This window comes from Epibacterium sp. ABZ3_068, assembly GCF_056159265.1.
Window position 1 is genome coordinate 881,438 of sequence record NZ_JBSWUV010000001.1, and the last position, 14,973, is coordinate 896,410.

At 52.8% G+C, this 14,973-nt stretch carries 15 protein-coding genes; 13 read left to right on the plus strand and 2 right to left on the minus strand.

Features of this window, described 5'->3' with window-relative positions:
- Positions 1-307: 307 nt before the first annotated feature.
- On the minus strand, positions 308-490 hold the full coding sequence (locus tag ACXAEW_RS04075) for a hypothetical protein (protein WP_474940119.1): 183 nt from the start codon (positions 488-490) through the stop codon (positions 308-310).
- Between the two features lie 19 nt (positions 491-509).
- The gene (gene tnpB / locus ACXAEW_RS04080; protein ID WP_474940120.1) at positions 510-860 is read right to left on the minus strand and encodes an IS66 family insertion sequence element accessory protein TnpB; all 351 of its coding nucleotides are present in this window, start codon (positions 858-860) and stop codon (positions 510-512) included.
- An 813-nt stretch (positions 861-1,673) separates the two neighbouring features.
- On the opposite strand from tnpB, the gene ACXAEW_RS04085 reads away from it, so the two are divergent.
- The 13 genes from ACXAEW_RS04085 to ACXAEW_RS04145 all read left to right on the plus strand — a co-directional run bounded on the left by ACXAEW_RS04085 (position 1,674) and on the right by ACXAEW_RS04145 (position 14,794).
- A complete protein-coding gene (locus ACXAEW_RS04085; protein WP_474940121.1) occupies positions 1,674-3,080 on the plus strand; it encodes an urea ABC transporter substrate-binding protein in 1,407 nt (468 codons plus the stop codon).
- Positions 3,081-3,089: 9 nt separating this feature from the next.
- A complete protein-coding gene (locus ACXAEW_RS04090) occupies positions 3,090-3,959 on the plus strand; it encodes an ABC transporter permease subunit (protein ID WP_474940122.1) in 870 nt (289 codons plus the stop codon).
- Positions 3,959-4,972, plus strand: a complete 1,014-nt coding sequence (locus tag ACXAEW_RS04095) for an ABC transporter permease subunit (RefSeq protein ID WP_474940123.1) — start codon at positions 3,959-3,961, stop codon at positions 4,970-4,972. The genes ACXAEW_RS04090 and ACXAEW_RS04095 overlap by 1 nt, the downstream gene beginning before the upstream one ends.
- A complete protein-coding gene (locus tag ACXAEW_RS04100) occupies positions 4,969-5,700 on the plus strand; it encodes an ATP-binding cassette domain-containing protein (RefSeq protein ID WP_474940124.1) in 732 nt (243 codons plus the stop codon). Before ACXAEW_RS04095 ends, ACXAEW_RS04100 begins: the two co-directional genes overlap by 4 nt.
- On the plus strand, positions 5,693-6,397 hold the full coding sequence (locus ACXAEW_RS04105) for an ABC transporter ATP-binding protein (RefSeq protein WP_474940125.1): 705 nt from the start codon (positions 5,693-5,695) through the stop codon (positions 6,395-6,397). Before ACXAEW_RS04100 ends, ACXAEW_RS04105 begins: the two co-directional genes overlap by 8 nt.
- Positions 6,398-6,400: 3 nt before the next feature.
- The gene (locus tag ACXAEW_RS04110) at positions 6,401-7,918 is read left to right on the plus strand and encodes an amidase (protein ID WP_474940126.1); all 1,518 of its coding nucleotides are present in this window, start codon (positions 6,401-6,403) and stop codon (positions 7,916-7,918) included.
- The gene (locus ACXAEW_RS04115; protein ID WP_474940127.1) at positions 7,915-9,066 is read left to right on the plus strand and encodes a transporter substrate-binding domain-containing protein; all 1,152 of its coding nucleotides are present in this window, start codon (positions 7,915-7,917) and stop codon (positions 9,064-9,066) included. The genes ACXAEW_RS04110 and ACXAEW_RS04115 overlap by 4 nt, the downstream gene beginning before the upstream one ends.
- Positions 9,067-9,085: 19 nt before the next feature.
- Entirely contained in the window at positions 9,086-9,730 is a 645-nt protein-coding gene (locus ACXAEW_RS04120; protein WP_474940128.1) for an ANTAR domain-containing response regulator, read from the plus strand.
- The gene (locus ACXAEW_RS04125) at positions 9,727-10,884 is read left to right on the plus strand and encodes an iron-containing alcohol dehydrogenase (protein WP_474940129.1); all 1,158 of its coding nucleotides are present in this window, start codon (positions 9,727-9,729) and stop codon (positions 10,882-10,884) included. Before ACXAEW_RS04120 ends, ACXAEW_RS04125 begins: the two co-directional genes overlap by 4 nt.
- A 498-nt stretch (positions 10,885-11,382) precedes the next feature.
- Positions 11,383-11,958: a hypothetical protein gene (locus ACXAEW_RS04130; protein ID WP_474940130.1), complete on the plus strand. Its 576-nt coding sequence runs from the start codon at positions 11,383-11,385 to the stop codon at positions 11,956-11,958.
- Positions 11,959-11,961: 3 nt separating this feature from the next.
- Positions 11,962-12,333, plus strand: a complete 372-nt coding sequence (locus ACXAEW_RS04135; RefSeq protein ID WP_474940131.1) for a transcriptional regulator — start codon at positions 11,962-11,964, stop codon at positions 12,331-12,333.
- 23 nt (positions 12,334-12,356) lie between these two features.
- Positions 12,357-14,240: a linalool dehydratase/isomerase domain-containing protein gene (locus tag ACXAEW_RS04140; RefSeq protein WP_474940132.1), complete on the plus strand. Its 1,884-nt coding sequence runs from the start codon at positions 12,357-12,359 to the stop codon at positions 14,238-14,240.
- A complete protein-coding gene (locus ACXAEW_RS04145) occupies positions 14,237-14,794 on the plus strand; it encodes a diacylglycerol kinase family protein (protein WP_474940133.1) in 558 nt (185 codons plus the stop codon). Before ACXAEW_RS04140 ends, ACXAEW_RS04145 begins: the two co-directional genes overlap by 4 nt.
- Positions 14,795-14,973 lie beyond the last annotated feature (179 nt).

Consider the following 14,973-nt stretch of genomic DNA (forward strand, 5'->3'; position numbering starts at 1 on the left):
TCATTTTCGAAGCAGTGAATCACGCAGCCCGACGGAAATCAATGGGTCCTGACCCTAAGAAAAATTATCCAAAGCCGCCATTGGTGCATGTGCAGCGAAAGCTCACTATGCCCGCGTCTGAGTTGACGGATTGGACTGCGGCGAATTTACAGATTCGGTTAATATCATTGCCACGCTGTCGAGCGGCTGCTTCGGTGATATGCGCCGCAAAGGCAGGGTTGCTGCATCGGCGGGCAATTTCTGCGTCAGCGAAGCGGGACTTTGTGAATGCACAGGCGGCACAGCTGCTCAACCAGAATTATGATCTCTAATCGGCGTTTTGCTTGTACCACTCCAAGGTGCCGTTCTTCTTCATTCGACGTGCATCCATGACCCGTAAGAGCGCTTGCTCAATGATTGCGTCATCATCTGTCGCGTAAGCTGAAAGCAAGAGGTCCTTTTGTGCGAGCAGATTATGGGCCAAGTCATAGTCGGATATGTTTTTGTTCATTTTTCCCTCCACGTTTCCCCTAAACAGCCAGCGGCTTGCGTATATGACGTGGAACAACCCGTTGCCAATCCAAGCCTTCGAATAAGGCCTCAAACTGAGAGCGATTGATGGTAATCACCCCGTCCGAGATCTTAGGCCACACAAATCCGGCCCCTTCGATCCGTTTGTAAGTCATCACCAGGCCAGTCCCATCCCAAACGATCAGCTTTAGGCGGTCGGCACGCTTGGACCGAAAGATGAAGATTGCACCATCGAAGGGATCAAGATCAAACTCATTCAACACAATGGCTGCAAGACCATCCATTCCTTTGCGAAAATCCACAGGTTTGGACGCGAGATAGAGTTTAAAGTTGCCGGAAGGGGAAATCATTCGTGCAACTCCACTGCCACCACCACACGGATCAGATCTTCAAACGGGATAGCAAGCAGGCAGAACGAGTTCGACGGCTCGACCGAGTAAGCGAATGGATTTGTGTGTGCCTTCAATGTGAGGCGTCTCTTCGGTGTCCAGTTTAACCTCTGTAAAAAGCTGACATTCAGGAGCGGTTCCGAATTTAGGTTTGTTGTGTTGCGCTGTACAACCAAGGTGCGAATGCTCATGGTAACCGGCACTCTCGGCTTAAAGCGATTCCCAGAATACGTTTTCAGTCGTCTTGAGCCACAAAATTGAAGACAGGAAACTGAGCATCATACGGCAAAATTCAAAAGTCCAGGACGCCAACTTTGACCTCGCGCTGCATACAATAGGCTGGAAATCTTTTTAGGATCTTTATGCGCATAATTGCGTATGTCGGTCCTTGACCTTGGGACGCTATCGTCTTCGCCTGAGATTATCCTGTGGGATGAACAAGGCGTCTATGTGGATGAGGCTGCGGCATAATGATGGGCGGAAAAAAGCAACGCAGAGTTTGTCCAAACCCATTTTCAACACATCAAATGATAGACTAACTGGCTCAAATTCATACCCAGCTTAACTGCATAAAAGGAGGAGCGCCCACCTTAAACGTGACAATGATCCAAAAGCGGAAAAAGACTGGATCATCTATCTTGCTGACACAGGATCCACATTAAGCATAATAAATCAATATCTTACAAGTTTTTCAAAAATCAACTTTACAAACCAAAACGCGTAACCTAGCCTTTTTTGAGTGGGCCGAAGAGCCCAGCCGGGCGAAAGCGTCAAATGCGCCGCTCCGTCATATGCGGCAAATATATTGGACCGACAGCTTCGTCGGTCTTTGGTCAGCAAATGACCTCTCCCTACATCTCTGTTTTCATAGAGCCGCGTCCGGCTTTACGTATTCATGTGCGCCATTCAGCGTTCGGGGAGCAAATATATCTATCCAACCCAACTGTGGAGAACCTCATGACGATATCACGTCGCACACTACTCGGCTCGGCTGCTGCAGCCGCTGCAATGTTTCAAGCCCCGCGCGCATTTGCCTCGGATGACCCAATTGTAATTTCATCCATTTACGACCTTTCCGGCGGCCTCGACGTCTATGGAAAGCCGGTCGGGGATATAATGAAGTTCGCGGTCGCCGAGCAAAACGCCAAAGGTGGCCTTTTGGGTCGCGAAATCCAGCTGAAAAGCTATGATGCGCAGTCGAACAATCAGCTATACGCGCAATACGCCAAGCAAACAGCGCTTGCGGATAAACCCGCAGCGGTCTTTGCGGGCATCACATCCTCATCACGCGAAGTCATTCGCCCGATCCTCAGAAAAGCCGATACGCTTTATTTCTACACGACCCAATATGAAGGCGGCGTTTGCGACCGCAATCACTTCTCGACCGGTGTGACGCCAGCCCAGACCGTTCAGAAATTGGTCAATCATTCGGTGAAAACAGCGGGTAAAAAAGTCTACATCGTTGCCGCCGATTATAACTACGGTCAGATCACTTCCGATTGGGTGAAAAAATTCACGCTGGATAACGGCGGTGAAGTTCTGGACGTAGAGTTCTTCCCGCTCGACGTGACAGACTTTGGGTCATCCATTTCCAAAATCCAAGCCGCAGCGCCTGACTTTGTCTATTCCGCGCTGGTTGGCGGCGCGCATATGTCATTCTATCGTCAATGGAAAGCAGCGGGTATGTTGGGTAAAATCCCAGTGTCCTCGACGACCTTTGCCGGCGGCAACGAGCACATCGCGCTTCCACCGGAAGAGTACAACGGTCACTTGGTTTGCCAGAACTACTTGCAGGAACTTCCAGGTGAGCGGAACCAGCAATTCGTCGCGGCCTTCCACGAGATGTTTGGGGCAGATTATCCCTATATCACCGAGCTTTCGATGGGGGCTTATCAAGCATTCTTGCTTTGGGTGGCCGCTGTGGAACAAGCTGGAACGATTGATCGCATGCCGGTTATTGAAGCGCTGGAAACTGGCATTTCGATTGATGCGCCAAGTGGAAAGGTTACGGTCGACCCGGCAACACACCACACAATCGTGGACGTTCACGTGGCCGAAGCGCGTGATCGTAAGCTCAACCTAATTGAGAAGTTTGAACAACAACCCCCAGCAGATACCGCTGCTGTTTGTGATTTGATTAAAAATCCAGACGACAATCAGCAATACGTTATCGAACTGTGATTGGTTGAAATGGATTTCGCACTAATCATAGCGATCGAAATCCTGGGATCTATCGCCATCCTGATGCTTATAAGCATTGGGTTGGCGGTGGTTTTTGGGATGATGAAGGTCATTAACATGGCGCATGGCGAGTTCATCATGCTGGGCGGCTATGTCACAATTTATGGCACCAATTATGCTGGGCTGAACATCTGGTTTTGTATTCTGGTTCTGGCACCGTTGGTTGTCGGATTGATCGGAATTCTTCTCGAATGGCTCATTGTCCGTCACCTTTACGGGCGAATGATCGATACAATGCTGGCAACTTGGGGGCTGTCACTGGCCATCGTTGGCCTAATGACCATGCTGGTGGGCAACACGACGACAGGGATTTCGACACCGCTTCCAAGCGTTGATATTGGCAGGTTCTCAACAAGCGGTCATGCGTTCTTCTTGATCGGATTGGCCGTGGTGGTCATTGTTGGTCTTGCGGCCCTGTTCAAATTGACGACCTTTGGCTTGATGGCCCGCGCAACCACGCAAAATGCGGATATGGTCGCAAAACTGGGGGGCAATCCGCGGAAGATATACTCGCTGACATTTGGCTTGGGCGCGGCACTTGCCGGCCTTGGCGGCGCGGCTTTGGCCCCGATCACCGGCGTAATTCCGACCATTGGCGTTTCCTACATCGCCAAAGCATTCATCACGGTGATTAGCGGCGGCGGAACGGTGATTGCGGGCAACATCGCGGCCTCTACACTGTTTGGCACGATCTCGCAGGTCTTCACCTATTGGTACACGCCGATCATTGGCGAAGTGGCCCTGTTGGTCAGCGCAGTCATCCTCATTCGGATTCTCCCAAAGGGGATCACCGGACGCTTCTTCAATAAGGCAATCTGATGCGCAGCACATACAAATTACTGGCTTTGGGGGCTGTCGTGCTTGCGGCCTATTTCGTTCCCTCAATCATCGAGGTGTTCTCGGTCCTCAACCTCACGGTCTATATCATTATGGGGATGCTGGCGCTCAGCCTTGCCTTTGTCTGGGGCATGGGTGGCATCATGGTTTTGGGGCAATCGGCGTTCTTTGGGTTGGGGGCCTATGCCTATGCCCTTGCCGCCCTGAACTTTGGCGCAGGTTGGGAGGCCGTCGCCCTGTCCATGATCGTCCCCGCGACATTCGCAGCCCTGTTGGGATACTTCATGTTCTACGGCCGTATCAGCGATATCTATGTTGGGGTGATCACCCTGGCGGTGACCTTGATCCTGTTCAACCTGATCAACTCCACGTCTGGCCCGCAATATAAAATCGGTGCGGCGCGGATTGGCGGATACAACGGGATCACCTCGATCCCAACGCTGGATTGGCCCAATGGCAGCATGATCAGCATCAACGGCATGTTCTACTTGTCGGTTGGCTTGTTGATCGCCGTCTATCTGTTGGTCAAACTCTACCTCACCACCAAATACGGCAAGCTCACAATCGCCATTCGCGAGAACGAACACCGCGCCGAGCTGTTGGGCTATAACGTCAGCCTGAACAAGCTCATCACCTTTTCAATAGGGGGTGCGATTGCCGGTCTGGCCGGGTGCATGTTCGCCAATTGGGGTGCCTTTGTCAGCCCGACTTTGTTCAGCCTCGTGCAGTCGGCGCAGATCATTATTTGGGTCATTGTCGGAGGGCGTGGCACGCTGCTCGGCCCGATTTTGGGCTGTATCGCGATCCAATGGATGATGGCGCAATTGGGCACTCAGCAAACGATCAATGCTTCCTTTGTACTGGGCGTTTTGTTGACAATCTTTGTCCTCCTTGTCCCCGCTGGACTTGCACCGCTTATCACCGGCACGGTTCGGAAAATATTCGGTCAGATCTCCAAAAAAGACGCAGCTTTGGCGAAGGAGACGAACTCATGAGCGCTGAGACAATTCTAGAAGCCAAAGCTTTGGGCATCAGCTTTGACGGTGTTCACGCCATCAAAGAAGTCGATTTCACACTGAAAAAGGGTGAATTGCGATGCCTGATCGGGCCAAACGGCGCAGGTAAGACGACGTTTTTCCGGCTGCTGAGCGGGCAACATTTACCAACCCGTGGCGAGATCACCTTTATGGGGCACAAGATTTCGGGAATGCTGCCTCATCAGGTCGCCAGATTGGGGATCGGCGTTAAGACACAAGTGCCCAGCTTATTTGAGGGGCTGACGGTTTATGAAAACCTAGAGCTAGCAGTCAATCGCGTGTCTTCGGGCAAGCAAGTCGAAGTGGATGTCGAAAGCGTTCTGGAGCGGATTTCGCTTACAGACTCCCGCGATGTTTTGGCCGCTGACCTCTCGCACGGTCAGCGTCAATGGGTCGAACTGGGGTTGATTTTGGCTTCAAAACCCGCCCTTGCGCTGCTTGACGAACCCGCGGCAGGCATGACCCATTCCGAGGCGTTAAAAACCGTCGATATCATCAAACAAATTACCATTAACAGCTCGGTTGTTGTCGTCGAGCACGACATGGATTTCATTAAGTTGATTGGTGAAAACGTGACGGTGTTTGATCAGGGCGAAGTCATCGCCGAGGGGACCTTTCAAGAGGTCGCCAAAGACCCCCACGTACGTGCCGCCTATTTGGGCAGAAAGGACCACAGCGATGCTTGAGGTCACAGATTTAAAGTCGGGCTACGGCCATGTGCCGGTTCTGTTTGGGATGAACCTGTCGGTGCAAGATGATGAATGCGTCGGCATCCTGGGGCGAAATGGCATGGGCAAAACCACCCTGCTGAGGGCCATCACCGGCGAGCTTCCAACCTGGTCGGGGTCAATCCACATGGATGGCGCGGCCTTGGACAAAATCCCAACCCAAGAACGGGCAAAGTCGGGGATTGGATATGTGCCCCAAGGCAAACAAATCTTCCCGCTGTTGACGGTTTATGAAAACCTTAAAATGGGCTGCGTGCAGAATTTCAAAGAGTCAGCGCAAACCATCGATGAAATCATTGCCCTGTTCCCACGGCTCGAGCGTCTTTTAGATCGCCGTGGCGGCAGTCTGTCCGGCGGCGAGCAACAGTTGTTGGCCTTGGCGCGTTGCCTTTGCGGCAAGCCCGAGGTGATCTTGCTGGACGAACCCACCGAGGGCATTCAGCCGTCCATTTGCGACGAGATCGTCGATCTGCTGAAAGAACTGCGGACAAAGACCGGCATTGGGGTTTTGCTGATCGAACAAGACATCGAATTTCTATGGGCACTCTGCGACCGGGTGCTGGCCATCGACAAGGGTGTCATCGTCAAGGAGCTCGACCCACATGCGGCGGGGAGTGACGAGGAAGCCCGTAATTTCATTGGGATAGAAGGGTAATTTATGCCAGTTCGCAGACCACAAAAACACGACCTTTTGAAAGCCAGTGATCGTCTGGGCCTCAATCTAGCTGAAGCTGATATTCCTGAATACATCTCAATCTTAGAAGGTGTGTGCAGCGACTATGACATCATAGATGCCATGACCAACGAGCTGCCCGAAGTCGTCTATCCTCGCAGTACTGGCGTCGCGCCCGAGCCAGAAGATAACCCGTTTAATGCATGGTACGTAAAGACGACGGTTAAGGGGGCACCCAGCGGTAAATTGTCGGGACTGACCGTGGCGCTCAAGGACAATATCTGTCTGGCGGGTGTGCAAATGATGAACGGCTCTTCAACGCTCAAGGGCTACACCCCCGACGTGGACGCCACTGTCGCCACGCGCTTGTTGGATGCGGGCGGCACCATTTTGGGAAAAGCCCAATGCGAGTATTTCTGCGTGTCCGGCAGCAGCCACACCAGCGCACTTGGTCCTGTGATCAACCCGCGTAAAGATGGCCATTCTGCCGGTGGATCATCGTCGGGATGTGGCGCGCTTGTCGCCAGCGGCCATGTGGATTTGGCCATCGGCACCGACCAAGGCGGCTCGGTCCGTATTCCCGCCGCCTATTCCGGCTTTTATGGGATGAAACCCACCCATGGGCTTATTCCCTATACCGGCATTATGCCCATCGAAATGACCTTGGATCATGCTGGGCTTTTGACCTCCACTGTCGAGAATAACGCCAAATTCCTTGAAGTCCTTGCGGGATACGATGACCTTGATCCCCGACAAGTTCATTTGCCCGAGTCCTTTAACTATGTGCCCGCGCTGACCAAAGGCTGCGAAGGTCTGCACATTGGCATCGTGTCAGAGGGGTTCGGTTGGGACAACTCCGAAGAGGACGTGGATGCCTCGGTTCGACATGCAGCCGCGCTCCTTGGAAAACTGGGCGCCGAAGTCAGCGAAGTGAGTATTCCACTGCATAGGCTTGGCCACGCCATTTGGTCACCCATCGCCGTTGAGGGCACGACCGATCAGCTGAAGGGGTTTAACTACGGGTCTAACTGGAAAGGGCTCTACGTTGATTCACTGATGCGCGCGCAGCGAGACTGGAAAGAACAGGCCTCGATTTTCCCGCCAGACCTGAAGTCTACGCTGCTGGCCGGTGACTATTTCGGCGCGACCTATTCGGGGCAATTCTACGCCAAGGCGCAGAACCTTGTACGCCGCCTAAAACGCGCTTACGAGACCGCGTTGAATGACTATGACTTGCTGTTGATGCCCACGGTGCCGCTGAAAGCGCCCAAATTGCCTGCTCGGGATGCGGATGCCACAACCTTCGTGACACGCGCCTTGGAAATGAACGCAAATACGGCCCCATTCAATATCACAGGCTTGCCTGCGATGAGCGTCCCATGTGGCCAATCAGATGGCCTGCCGATAGGAATGATGCTGATCGCGCGGGACTTTGATGAGGCAACGATCTATCAGGCCGCCGCGGCTTTTGAAGGGAATTATGATTGGAAGGCGTTGACATGAAACCTCTGGCCAGAACGTCCGAGGGTTACCCTGTAGGTCTGTTGTTTTCCCAAACCAGCCTGACGGCCACGGTCGAGCTAACACAAATGCAAGCGTCGCTCTTGGCTATAGAAGAGGTCAACGCAACGGGCGGAATTAATGGAACCCGCTTAAAACCTGTTGAACTTGATGTCGGCCCATTGCCAAACGACTACAAAATCGCGGCGCAACATCTTTGCGACAATGAGCAGGTCCAAATCCTGTTCGGAACCCACATGTCGAACACCCGTAAAGCCGTGTTACCCGTTGTTGAAAACAAAAATGCGCTGCTTTTTTATCCAACGATGTACGAAGGTTTCGAGTTCTCGACCAACTGCTTTTACACAGGTGCCGCCCCGAACCAAAGCTCAGTTCAACTGGCCAATCATGTTGTGAAAAACTACGGAAATCGCGTTCTATTTGTTGGCAGCAACTATATTTTTGCCCATGAAAGCAACCGGATTATGGGCGACCTGTTCACCCAATCTGGGGGCGAAGTGGTCGAGGAAATCTATCTAGATCCCAACAGCTCAAAAGACGCTTTTGAAGATGTGATCAGACAGGCCGTCGACCTGATGCCGGATGCGATCTATTCGACAGTTGTTGGGAAAGACACCTGCAAACTGTATGAAGCCTTCGGTCGATCGTCCTTGCTGAGACAGGCGATGCCCATCGTGAGCCTCGCCACAAACGAGGCCGACATTGCCCTGATGAGCTCGGACGCCGCTGAAGGCCATATCAGTGCCGCGCCCTATTTTGAAACCTTGGACACCGCCCAAAGCAGACGCTTCGTCACCCAATACCGCGCCCGATTTGGCGAGGGTTTGCCCATCACCGCAGGGGCTGAAAGCGCATATTTCCAAGTCCATCTCTTCGCGCAAGCCGCACGCAAGGCGGGCGCCCTGACAATTGACGAAATTATCAGTGGGTTGGGCGGAACATCCTTTGATGCACCACAGGGGCGTGTGAAAATTGATGAGGATTCTCGTCACACCTATCTGTGGCCACGCATCGCCAAAGTGGACAACACAAAGCGTTTTGAAATACTAGAACAAGAGAAGAAAGCTGTTCGCCCTTTCCCCTATATGATCCAGCACAGTATAGAGCATGATGCGGCAAAAAAAGCATAGTCTCGGCGCTAAGCACTGCTTGAGTGATCTGAGCGGGTTGAAAGTATGCCTCGTGTTGCCGCCCAGTGCTGAAACGCAATTTCTGGTAAAGCACCTGCAACGGATCGGCTGTGTCCCCGTGTCGGGTTGGCCAATTCCCAATTCATTGCCTGACGATATTGATGCAGCCATTGTCACGGTGGAACCCGAACATCGCAAACAAATCACGGCGCTTGCGGGCGCGATATCCGAGGTCGGCCAACCCTTAATTGCACTCGTTGAATATGAAGACCCATCAACCTTGCAGCTGGTTCTAGAAATCAGGGCCGCCGCCGTTATCGGGCGACCCGTGAAGCCGTTTGGTCTGCTTACGAATTTGATGATTGCGCGTTCCAGCTGGCATGAGCGCGCCGACGCCCGTGCCAAATTGGACAAATTGAAGTCGCAACAGGTCGCGATCTCAAAATTGACCCTCGCAAAGATACTGCTGCGCCAACAAGACAAAATTTCGGATGATCAAGCCCATCGGATCATTCAAAAACGCGCCATGGACAACCGCTGTTCACTCGAAACGGCTGCCGAGGGTATAATGTCTGAACGCGCACCCGAAGCGCTCTTAAGAGCCCTTGAAGAACACGCCAAGCAACGAAGTAGACCAGACATAGAATTGAGCGGCAGCCCATGACGCCTTTTACTTTCAACACATCGGCAAGCATTCGTTTTGGCGCAGGCTTGCTGAGTCAGATCGGTGCGATCACCAAGGCTGAAATCGGGACGCGCGTGCTGCTCGTCACGGACCCTGGAATGATGGCGACGGGTATTGTCGACAAGGCGCTTGAATCGTTCAAGCAAAGCGGCGTCGAGGTCACGCTTTTTCAAGATGTCCAAGCGGACCCGCCAGAATCTGTCATCACCATTTGCGCCGAGATGGCAATTGAGTGCCGCGCTCAAGGTGTGATTGGCCTTGGCGGTGGTTCGTCTTTGGATGTGGCTAAATTGGCGGCTCTTTTGGCGACTGGAAATCAATCCCTCAGTGATGCTTACGGTGTCGGAAATGCCAAAGGCCCCCGACTGCCTCTGATCCTTATCCCAACGACCTCAGGCACCGGGTCAGAAGTGACGCCGATCTCCATCGTCACCACTGGCACCAACGAAAAGATGGGCGTGGTCTCACCCGTGATCCTCCCTGACATCGCCCTGCTCGACCCCGAACTGACCTTCGGCTTGCCACCTCACATCACAGCCGCGACGGGCATTGACGCAATGGTCCACGCCATCGAGGCCTATGCTTCGGCAAACCCGAACAACAATCCGCTTTCCCGAAATCTCGCAAAGGAAGCGCTACGATTGATGGGCGGTGCCCTTGAAACCGCGGTGCGTGACGGCAGCAATGTCAGCGCACGGTCCGACATGCTGCTGGGGTCGATGATGGCTGGTCAAGCCTTTGCCAACTCTCCTGTGGCAGCTGTTCACGCACTCGCATACCCGTTGGGTGGGCATTTCCATATTCCCCACGGTCTCTCAAATGCGTTGGTTTTGCCGCATGTTTTGAAGTTTAATATCGCGACCGCACCAGAGCCCTATGCCGAGCTCGCCCCATATCTCTTTCCTGAACTGGATGCTTTGAGCATGAATGATCGCGCCCCTGCATTTTGCACCGCCTTGGCGGAACTCTCCAAAAGATGTGGGCTTCAACAGTCGCTTCGAGAAATGGGCATTCCCAGAGATATCCTGCCAAAGCTGGCCAACGATGCGATGAACCAAACACGATTACTGGTTAACAATCCGCGCGAGCTCAAAGAGGCTGACGCATTGGCCATTTATGAAGCCTCCTACTAGGTCTCTATAAAGGGTCTGAAGGAAAGCATGATACCTCCTATTGCGGATGGACGAGCTCCGAGGTCAGAAAGTTTCAGAGCAAATACGACGATTTGGACTCATAGATACCGACGTCAGACACTTTGCTAGGGGACGTGTGGGGGCAAGTGACTTGATGGCGTGCCGCTTCCCACTCAGAGAAACCAAATTCTCCTCCATCGCCTTTGTGCAGGCACCGCTTAAGCAGGGTGCGGCCCGCAGGCGAAGCCGGGGACACGGCCCTGTCTAATTGTGTTGCGGGCGCGTGGGGGCGACGTCCCCTAGCTCTTTTTTTGTTAGAATTGGGGCGGGAAGCCGACCTTCGCCGCACTGGCGACTAAGGTCGGCTTCGTAAATTCAATTGTCACCCGCTCCCGACGCGCAATGCTCCTTGTGGGCAGGGTCTCTAAGCACTTCGTGTTCTTGTCGAACAAATAACTTTGTGATATAAAGTATTTTATGGATGATTTGAGGCGTGCATTGGACGATATCGCAAATATTCGCAATCAGATTGCGGATGTTCAGTTGTTCCGTGGATTTGGGCCGTTGGTGATTGGGGCAACTGGTGGCCTAGCCTTCGGTCTTTCTGCATTGCAGGCTAATGCTCAGGAGGGCTCTATCCTGACGCCATGGATTGTGCTTGCGTTTATATGTCTCGCTTTGATTGGAACCGAGATGTGGGCCCTGTCAAAGCGCGCCCATGGGGCGAACGCCAATGCCCTTCTGTGGGCCGTTATCCAGAGATTTCTTCCATGTCTGATCGCAGGGGCCGCAATTGGGTGGATCATCATAGACCAGGCCCCAACACTGATATGGATTTTGCCGGGGCTATGGCAAATACTCATCGGGCTTGGACTTTTTGCCGCGACGACGATGCTGCCACGGAACGTTCTTTACGCAGCCGCTTGGTATCTTGTTTCGGGTTTAGTGGTGTTCTTGCTTTCAGCACAGAGCATGACATTGACACCTTGGGCCATGGGAATTCCCTTTGGAGTGGGACAGATCCTATTGGCCTGCGTGTTGCACTGGGCACCTGAAAAAACGAAGGAAAATTGAGACATGTCAGATGACAGCGAACAAGCACGGTTTTCCTACAGTGGTCTTGAGCGGACGATACATGAAAAGGCCCGTCTTGGTCTTCTCACGTCCCTTGTGTCGCATCCAAAGGGGTTGTCGTTTGTCGATCTTAAACGCCTGTGTGCCTTGACGGATGGGAACTTGAGCCGCCACGTTAAAGTCCTGCAAGATGCCGGATTGGTGACCGTCGAAAAGGGCTATGAAAATAACCGCCCTCACACGCATTGTATGATCACCGCAGAAGGCCAGCGACAGTTTTTTGACTATGTCGCGGTGCTTGAGAAGGTTGTAAAAGACGCAACCCAAAGCGATGCAAAGACTCCTGCTGACCTGAAACCGAAACCCATTCTCTAAAAAATTTGAGGAGTGACTTTGCAATGCAAAGTAATTTACATGTTGATGCCGCTTATTACCCCGACGATTTTTGTTCCATTGGGCCGATCACGCGCGCAAAACAATGGCGGTTCTTGAAGGGCTATATCGCCTTATCGCTCATCGGAATGGGGATCATTTTGATGATGCCATCCGTTACTGCCCAAACCTTTGGACTAGGTCTGTTGCTGCCAGGGTTGGGTTTCGTTCCGGCCGTTTTTGAACAATGGGACCTTGTTGCGACCATGACGCTATGCATCAGCATGATGGCCTTCGGCGGTGCCATGGTGGTTTGGTTCGCGACGGGCAACGTCATTTTGCCGTGCATTGTCTGGGGCGGACTTGCGGTCTTGGCCATGTGGACCGCGCCGACTGACAACGTTAGTTCGTTTATGTGGATACCAATCACGGTCGTCGTTGGGTTCACTTGTTTACGTCAGATACAATCATCGCGATTGCTCACAAAACGCCAAGCTCTCAACAAAGCGCTAAGTACGTATAAACATGAACCGCTCGACCAGACATCGGATGAGTTGAGCCAAGACGACCTTGCTTGCCTGCGCCTCCTTTTAGATCGCGCATTGCAGCCGGTGGATGAATTCAACGGCTTCGACGTCTTGGATCAGTTCCAAACAGCGGCGCTTCGGTATCAGTTGAACTTCACATCCTACGCCCTGTCGATGGTTCAGGCGACCAAGATGCCAGCCTTTGCCGGATACATGGCCGACGCCCAATCAAATCTGAACGCAAAGCAAACCAATCCCAAAGTATGGGGATACTGGAAGCTTGAGAACGCATGGGGCAACTTCGACACCAACGGTGATCCCTTCATCCGTGATAATATTATGTATTCGGGGTTCTTCGCCGCACAGCTCCTATATCAACAAAAGGCGGTCAGTTACCCAATCGATAACGCTGTCATGTCGGTTACCTGCACCTCAAAATCCGGAGAGACCTACAGCCACACTATTCATGAAATAATCGAGGGCCTCGTCGCGCAATACAAACAAGCCAGCTACGGGCTTCTTCCCTGCGAACCGAATTGGGTCTTTCCGTTATGCAACGCGATCACGGCAACAGCGATCCGGGCATACGACGCCATCTACGAAACAAGCCATTGGGAGTGCATCGCCCCTCATTTCAGAAAGGACCTTGAGGCGGAGTTTATTGATCCAAAGGGCCAGTTTATCCCGTTTCGGTCCAGCTACACTGGTTTTGCGCCTCCTGCGATCGGAGGAGCTGTCATGCAGAGCTTTCCTTGCTTATTCTTCAATGCGGTCTTCCCTGATCTTGCAAAACGCCAATGGGCGGCAATGCAAATTGAACGCGGTGGCGGTAGTTGGCGGTCAGCCATTTGGCCTGTGGATGTTGGCAACTACGGTTTCACGCGCGCTGCTGGATATACCGCGACGGCTGCAGCCGCGCGCGAAATGAATGATGGGATCGCCGCGCAAGAACTCAGCACTGCCCTGTCAAAAGAATTGCCTGCAGTGACCATGAACGGGGTTGCCCATAGACCGACAGCATCCGTTTGGTCGCACGCCAATGAAATGCTCGCACGTGTCATGGGACCTGACGCATTACGCAAGCTTGTAACCGAACCGATGCGATTTCAGACCCCATATCTGAAATCCGTACCTTACCCCGATGTGCTTGTTGCCAAAGCCGAGTGGCAAGATGATGCGCTCATTTGCGTCCTTGTTCCTGCCCAAGTCGGGATTACGGCGAAAATCGTCATTTCCGGACTGCCTCCTGAAGCTCATTGCGCCGTTTCCTGGGCGCGAAATAAGACACTTATCGCGGATGCGGCCGGTGATGCGGCTTTGTCCCTTCATCTGTCTGAGCGCACGAAATTCTCAGTTAGATTAATCAAAGGATCCAATAAATGATCTGTTGCACCATCATTGCAATTCTGTTCGGCGGCATCCTTTGGGCCGCACGAAAATTGCGGTTCATACCAGAGTCAAACAGCGCGAGCCCACTACAGTGGACTTTGGATGATGCCGTGGTTCAGACAAAACCGAGTAAGGCGGCCAATCGATTTGATTGGCGCGTTCGGGCGCATAGCTTTCGCTACGCATTCAACGGGATTAGGGCAGTCCTACAAGGCGAACAAAGCGCATGGATTCATCTTGGGGCTGCCACGGTTGCCATCGTTCTTGGTATCTTCCTTCAAGTTGACCTCACCGCATGGCGCTGGATTACACTTTGCATCGGAATGGTGATCGCATCCGAGATCATGAACACCGCGCTTGAAAAGGCATGCGATGCGATTACAACCGACAACAATCCACTGATAGGCTTGGCAAAAGACATGGGTGCCGGGGCTGTTCTCGTTTGCTCGCTATCGGCATTTATCATCGGTGCGCTGACCTTCGCACCGTTTTGGGTGGGCGACGAATATTCGTTTCTACTGGATATTTGTGGTGGGAAATTTGATTGAAGCTCAACCTAAAAGCGGCCTTTCGTCGAGCGTATTACAGAGGGCGGCTTAGGGCCGTCCGCGACGATGCAGCAAAGCGTAGGCTCGCTTTGTCAGCCATTAGCCTCGTCGACAGCCTTTGGATTCTAGACAAATTCCACGTTTTCATGAAGCGGCGCACCCGCGCGGCGGGTGCATAT

Bases quoted from the DNA above. Each gene is read 5' to 3' on its own strand.
- ACXAEW_RS04075 (WP_474940119.1), bottom strand. From the start codon at position 490: ATGAACAAAAACATATCCGACTATGACTTGGCCCATAATCTGCTCGCA.
- tnpB (WP_474940120.1), bottom strand. From the start codon at position 860: ATGATTTCCCCTTCCGGCAACTTTAAACTCTATCTCGCGTCCAAACCT.
- ACXAEW_RS04085 (WP_474940121.1), top strand. From the start codon at position 1,674: ATGCGCCGCTCCGTCATATGCGGCAAATATATTGGACCGACAGCTTCG.
- ACXAEW_RS04090 (WP_474940122.1), top strand. From the start codon at position 3,090: ATGGATTTCGCACTAATCATAGCGATCGAAATCCTGGGATCTATCGCC.
- ACXAEW_RS04095 (WP_474940123.1), top strand. From the start codon at position 3,959: ATGCGCAGCACATACAAATTACTGGCTTTGGGGGCTGTCGTGCTTGCG.
- ACXAEW_RS04100 (WP_474940124.1), top strand. From the start codon at position 4,969: ATGAGCGCTGAGACAATTCTAGAAGCCAAAGCTTTGGGCATCAGCTTT.
- ACXAEW_RS04105 (WP_474940125.1), top strand. From the start codon at position 5,693: ATGCTTGAGGTCACAGATTTAAAGTCGGGCTACGGCCATGTGCCGGTT.
- ACXAEW_RS04110 (WP_474940126.1), top strand. From the start codon at position 6,401: ATGCCAGTTCGCAGACCACAAAAACACGACCTTTTGAAAGCCAGTGAT.
- ACXAEW_RS04115 (WP_474940127.1), top strand. From the start codon at position 7,915: ATGAAACCTCTGGCCAGAACGTCCGAGGGTTACCCTGTAGGTCTGTTG.
- ACXAEW_RS04125 (WP_474940129.1), top strand. From the start codon at position 9,727: ATGACGCCTTTTACTTTCAACACATCGGCAAGCATTCGTTTTGGCGCA.
- ACXAEW_RS04135 (WP_474940131.1), top strand. From the start codon at position 11,962: ATGTCAGATGACAGCGAACAAGCACGGTTTTCCTACAGTGGTCTTGAG.
- ACXAEW_RS04140 (WP_474940132.1), top strand. From the start codon at position 12,357: ATGCAAAGTAATTTACATGTTGATGCCGCTTATTACCCCGACGATTTT.
- ACXAEW_RS04145 (WP_474940133.1), top strand. From the start codon at position 14,237: ATGATCTGTTGCACCATCATTGCAATTCTGTTCGGCGGCATCCTTTGG.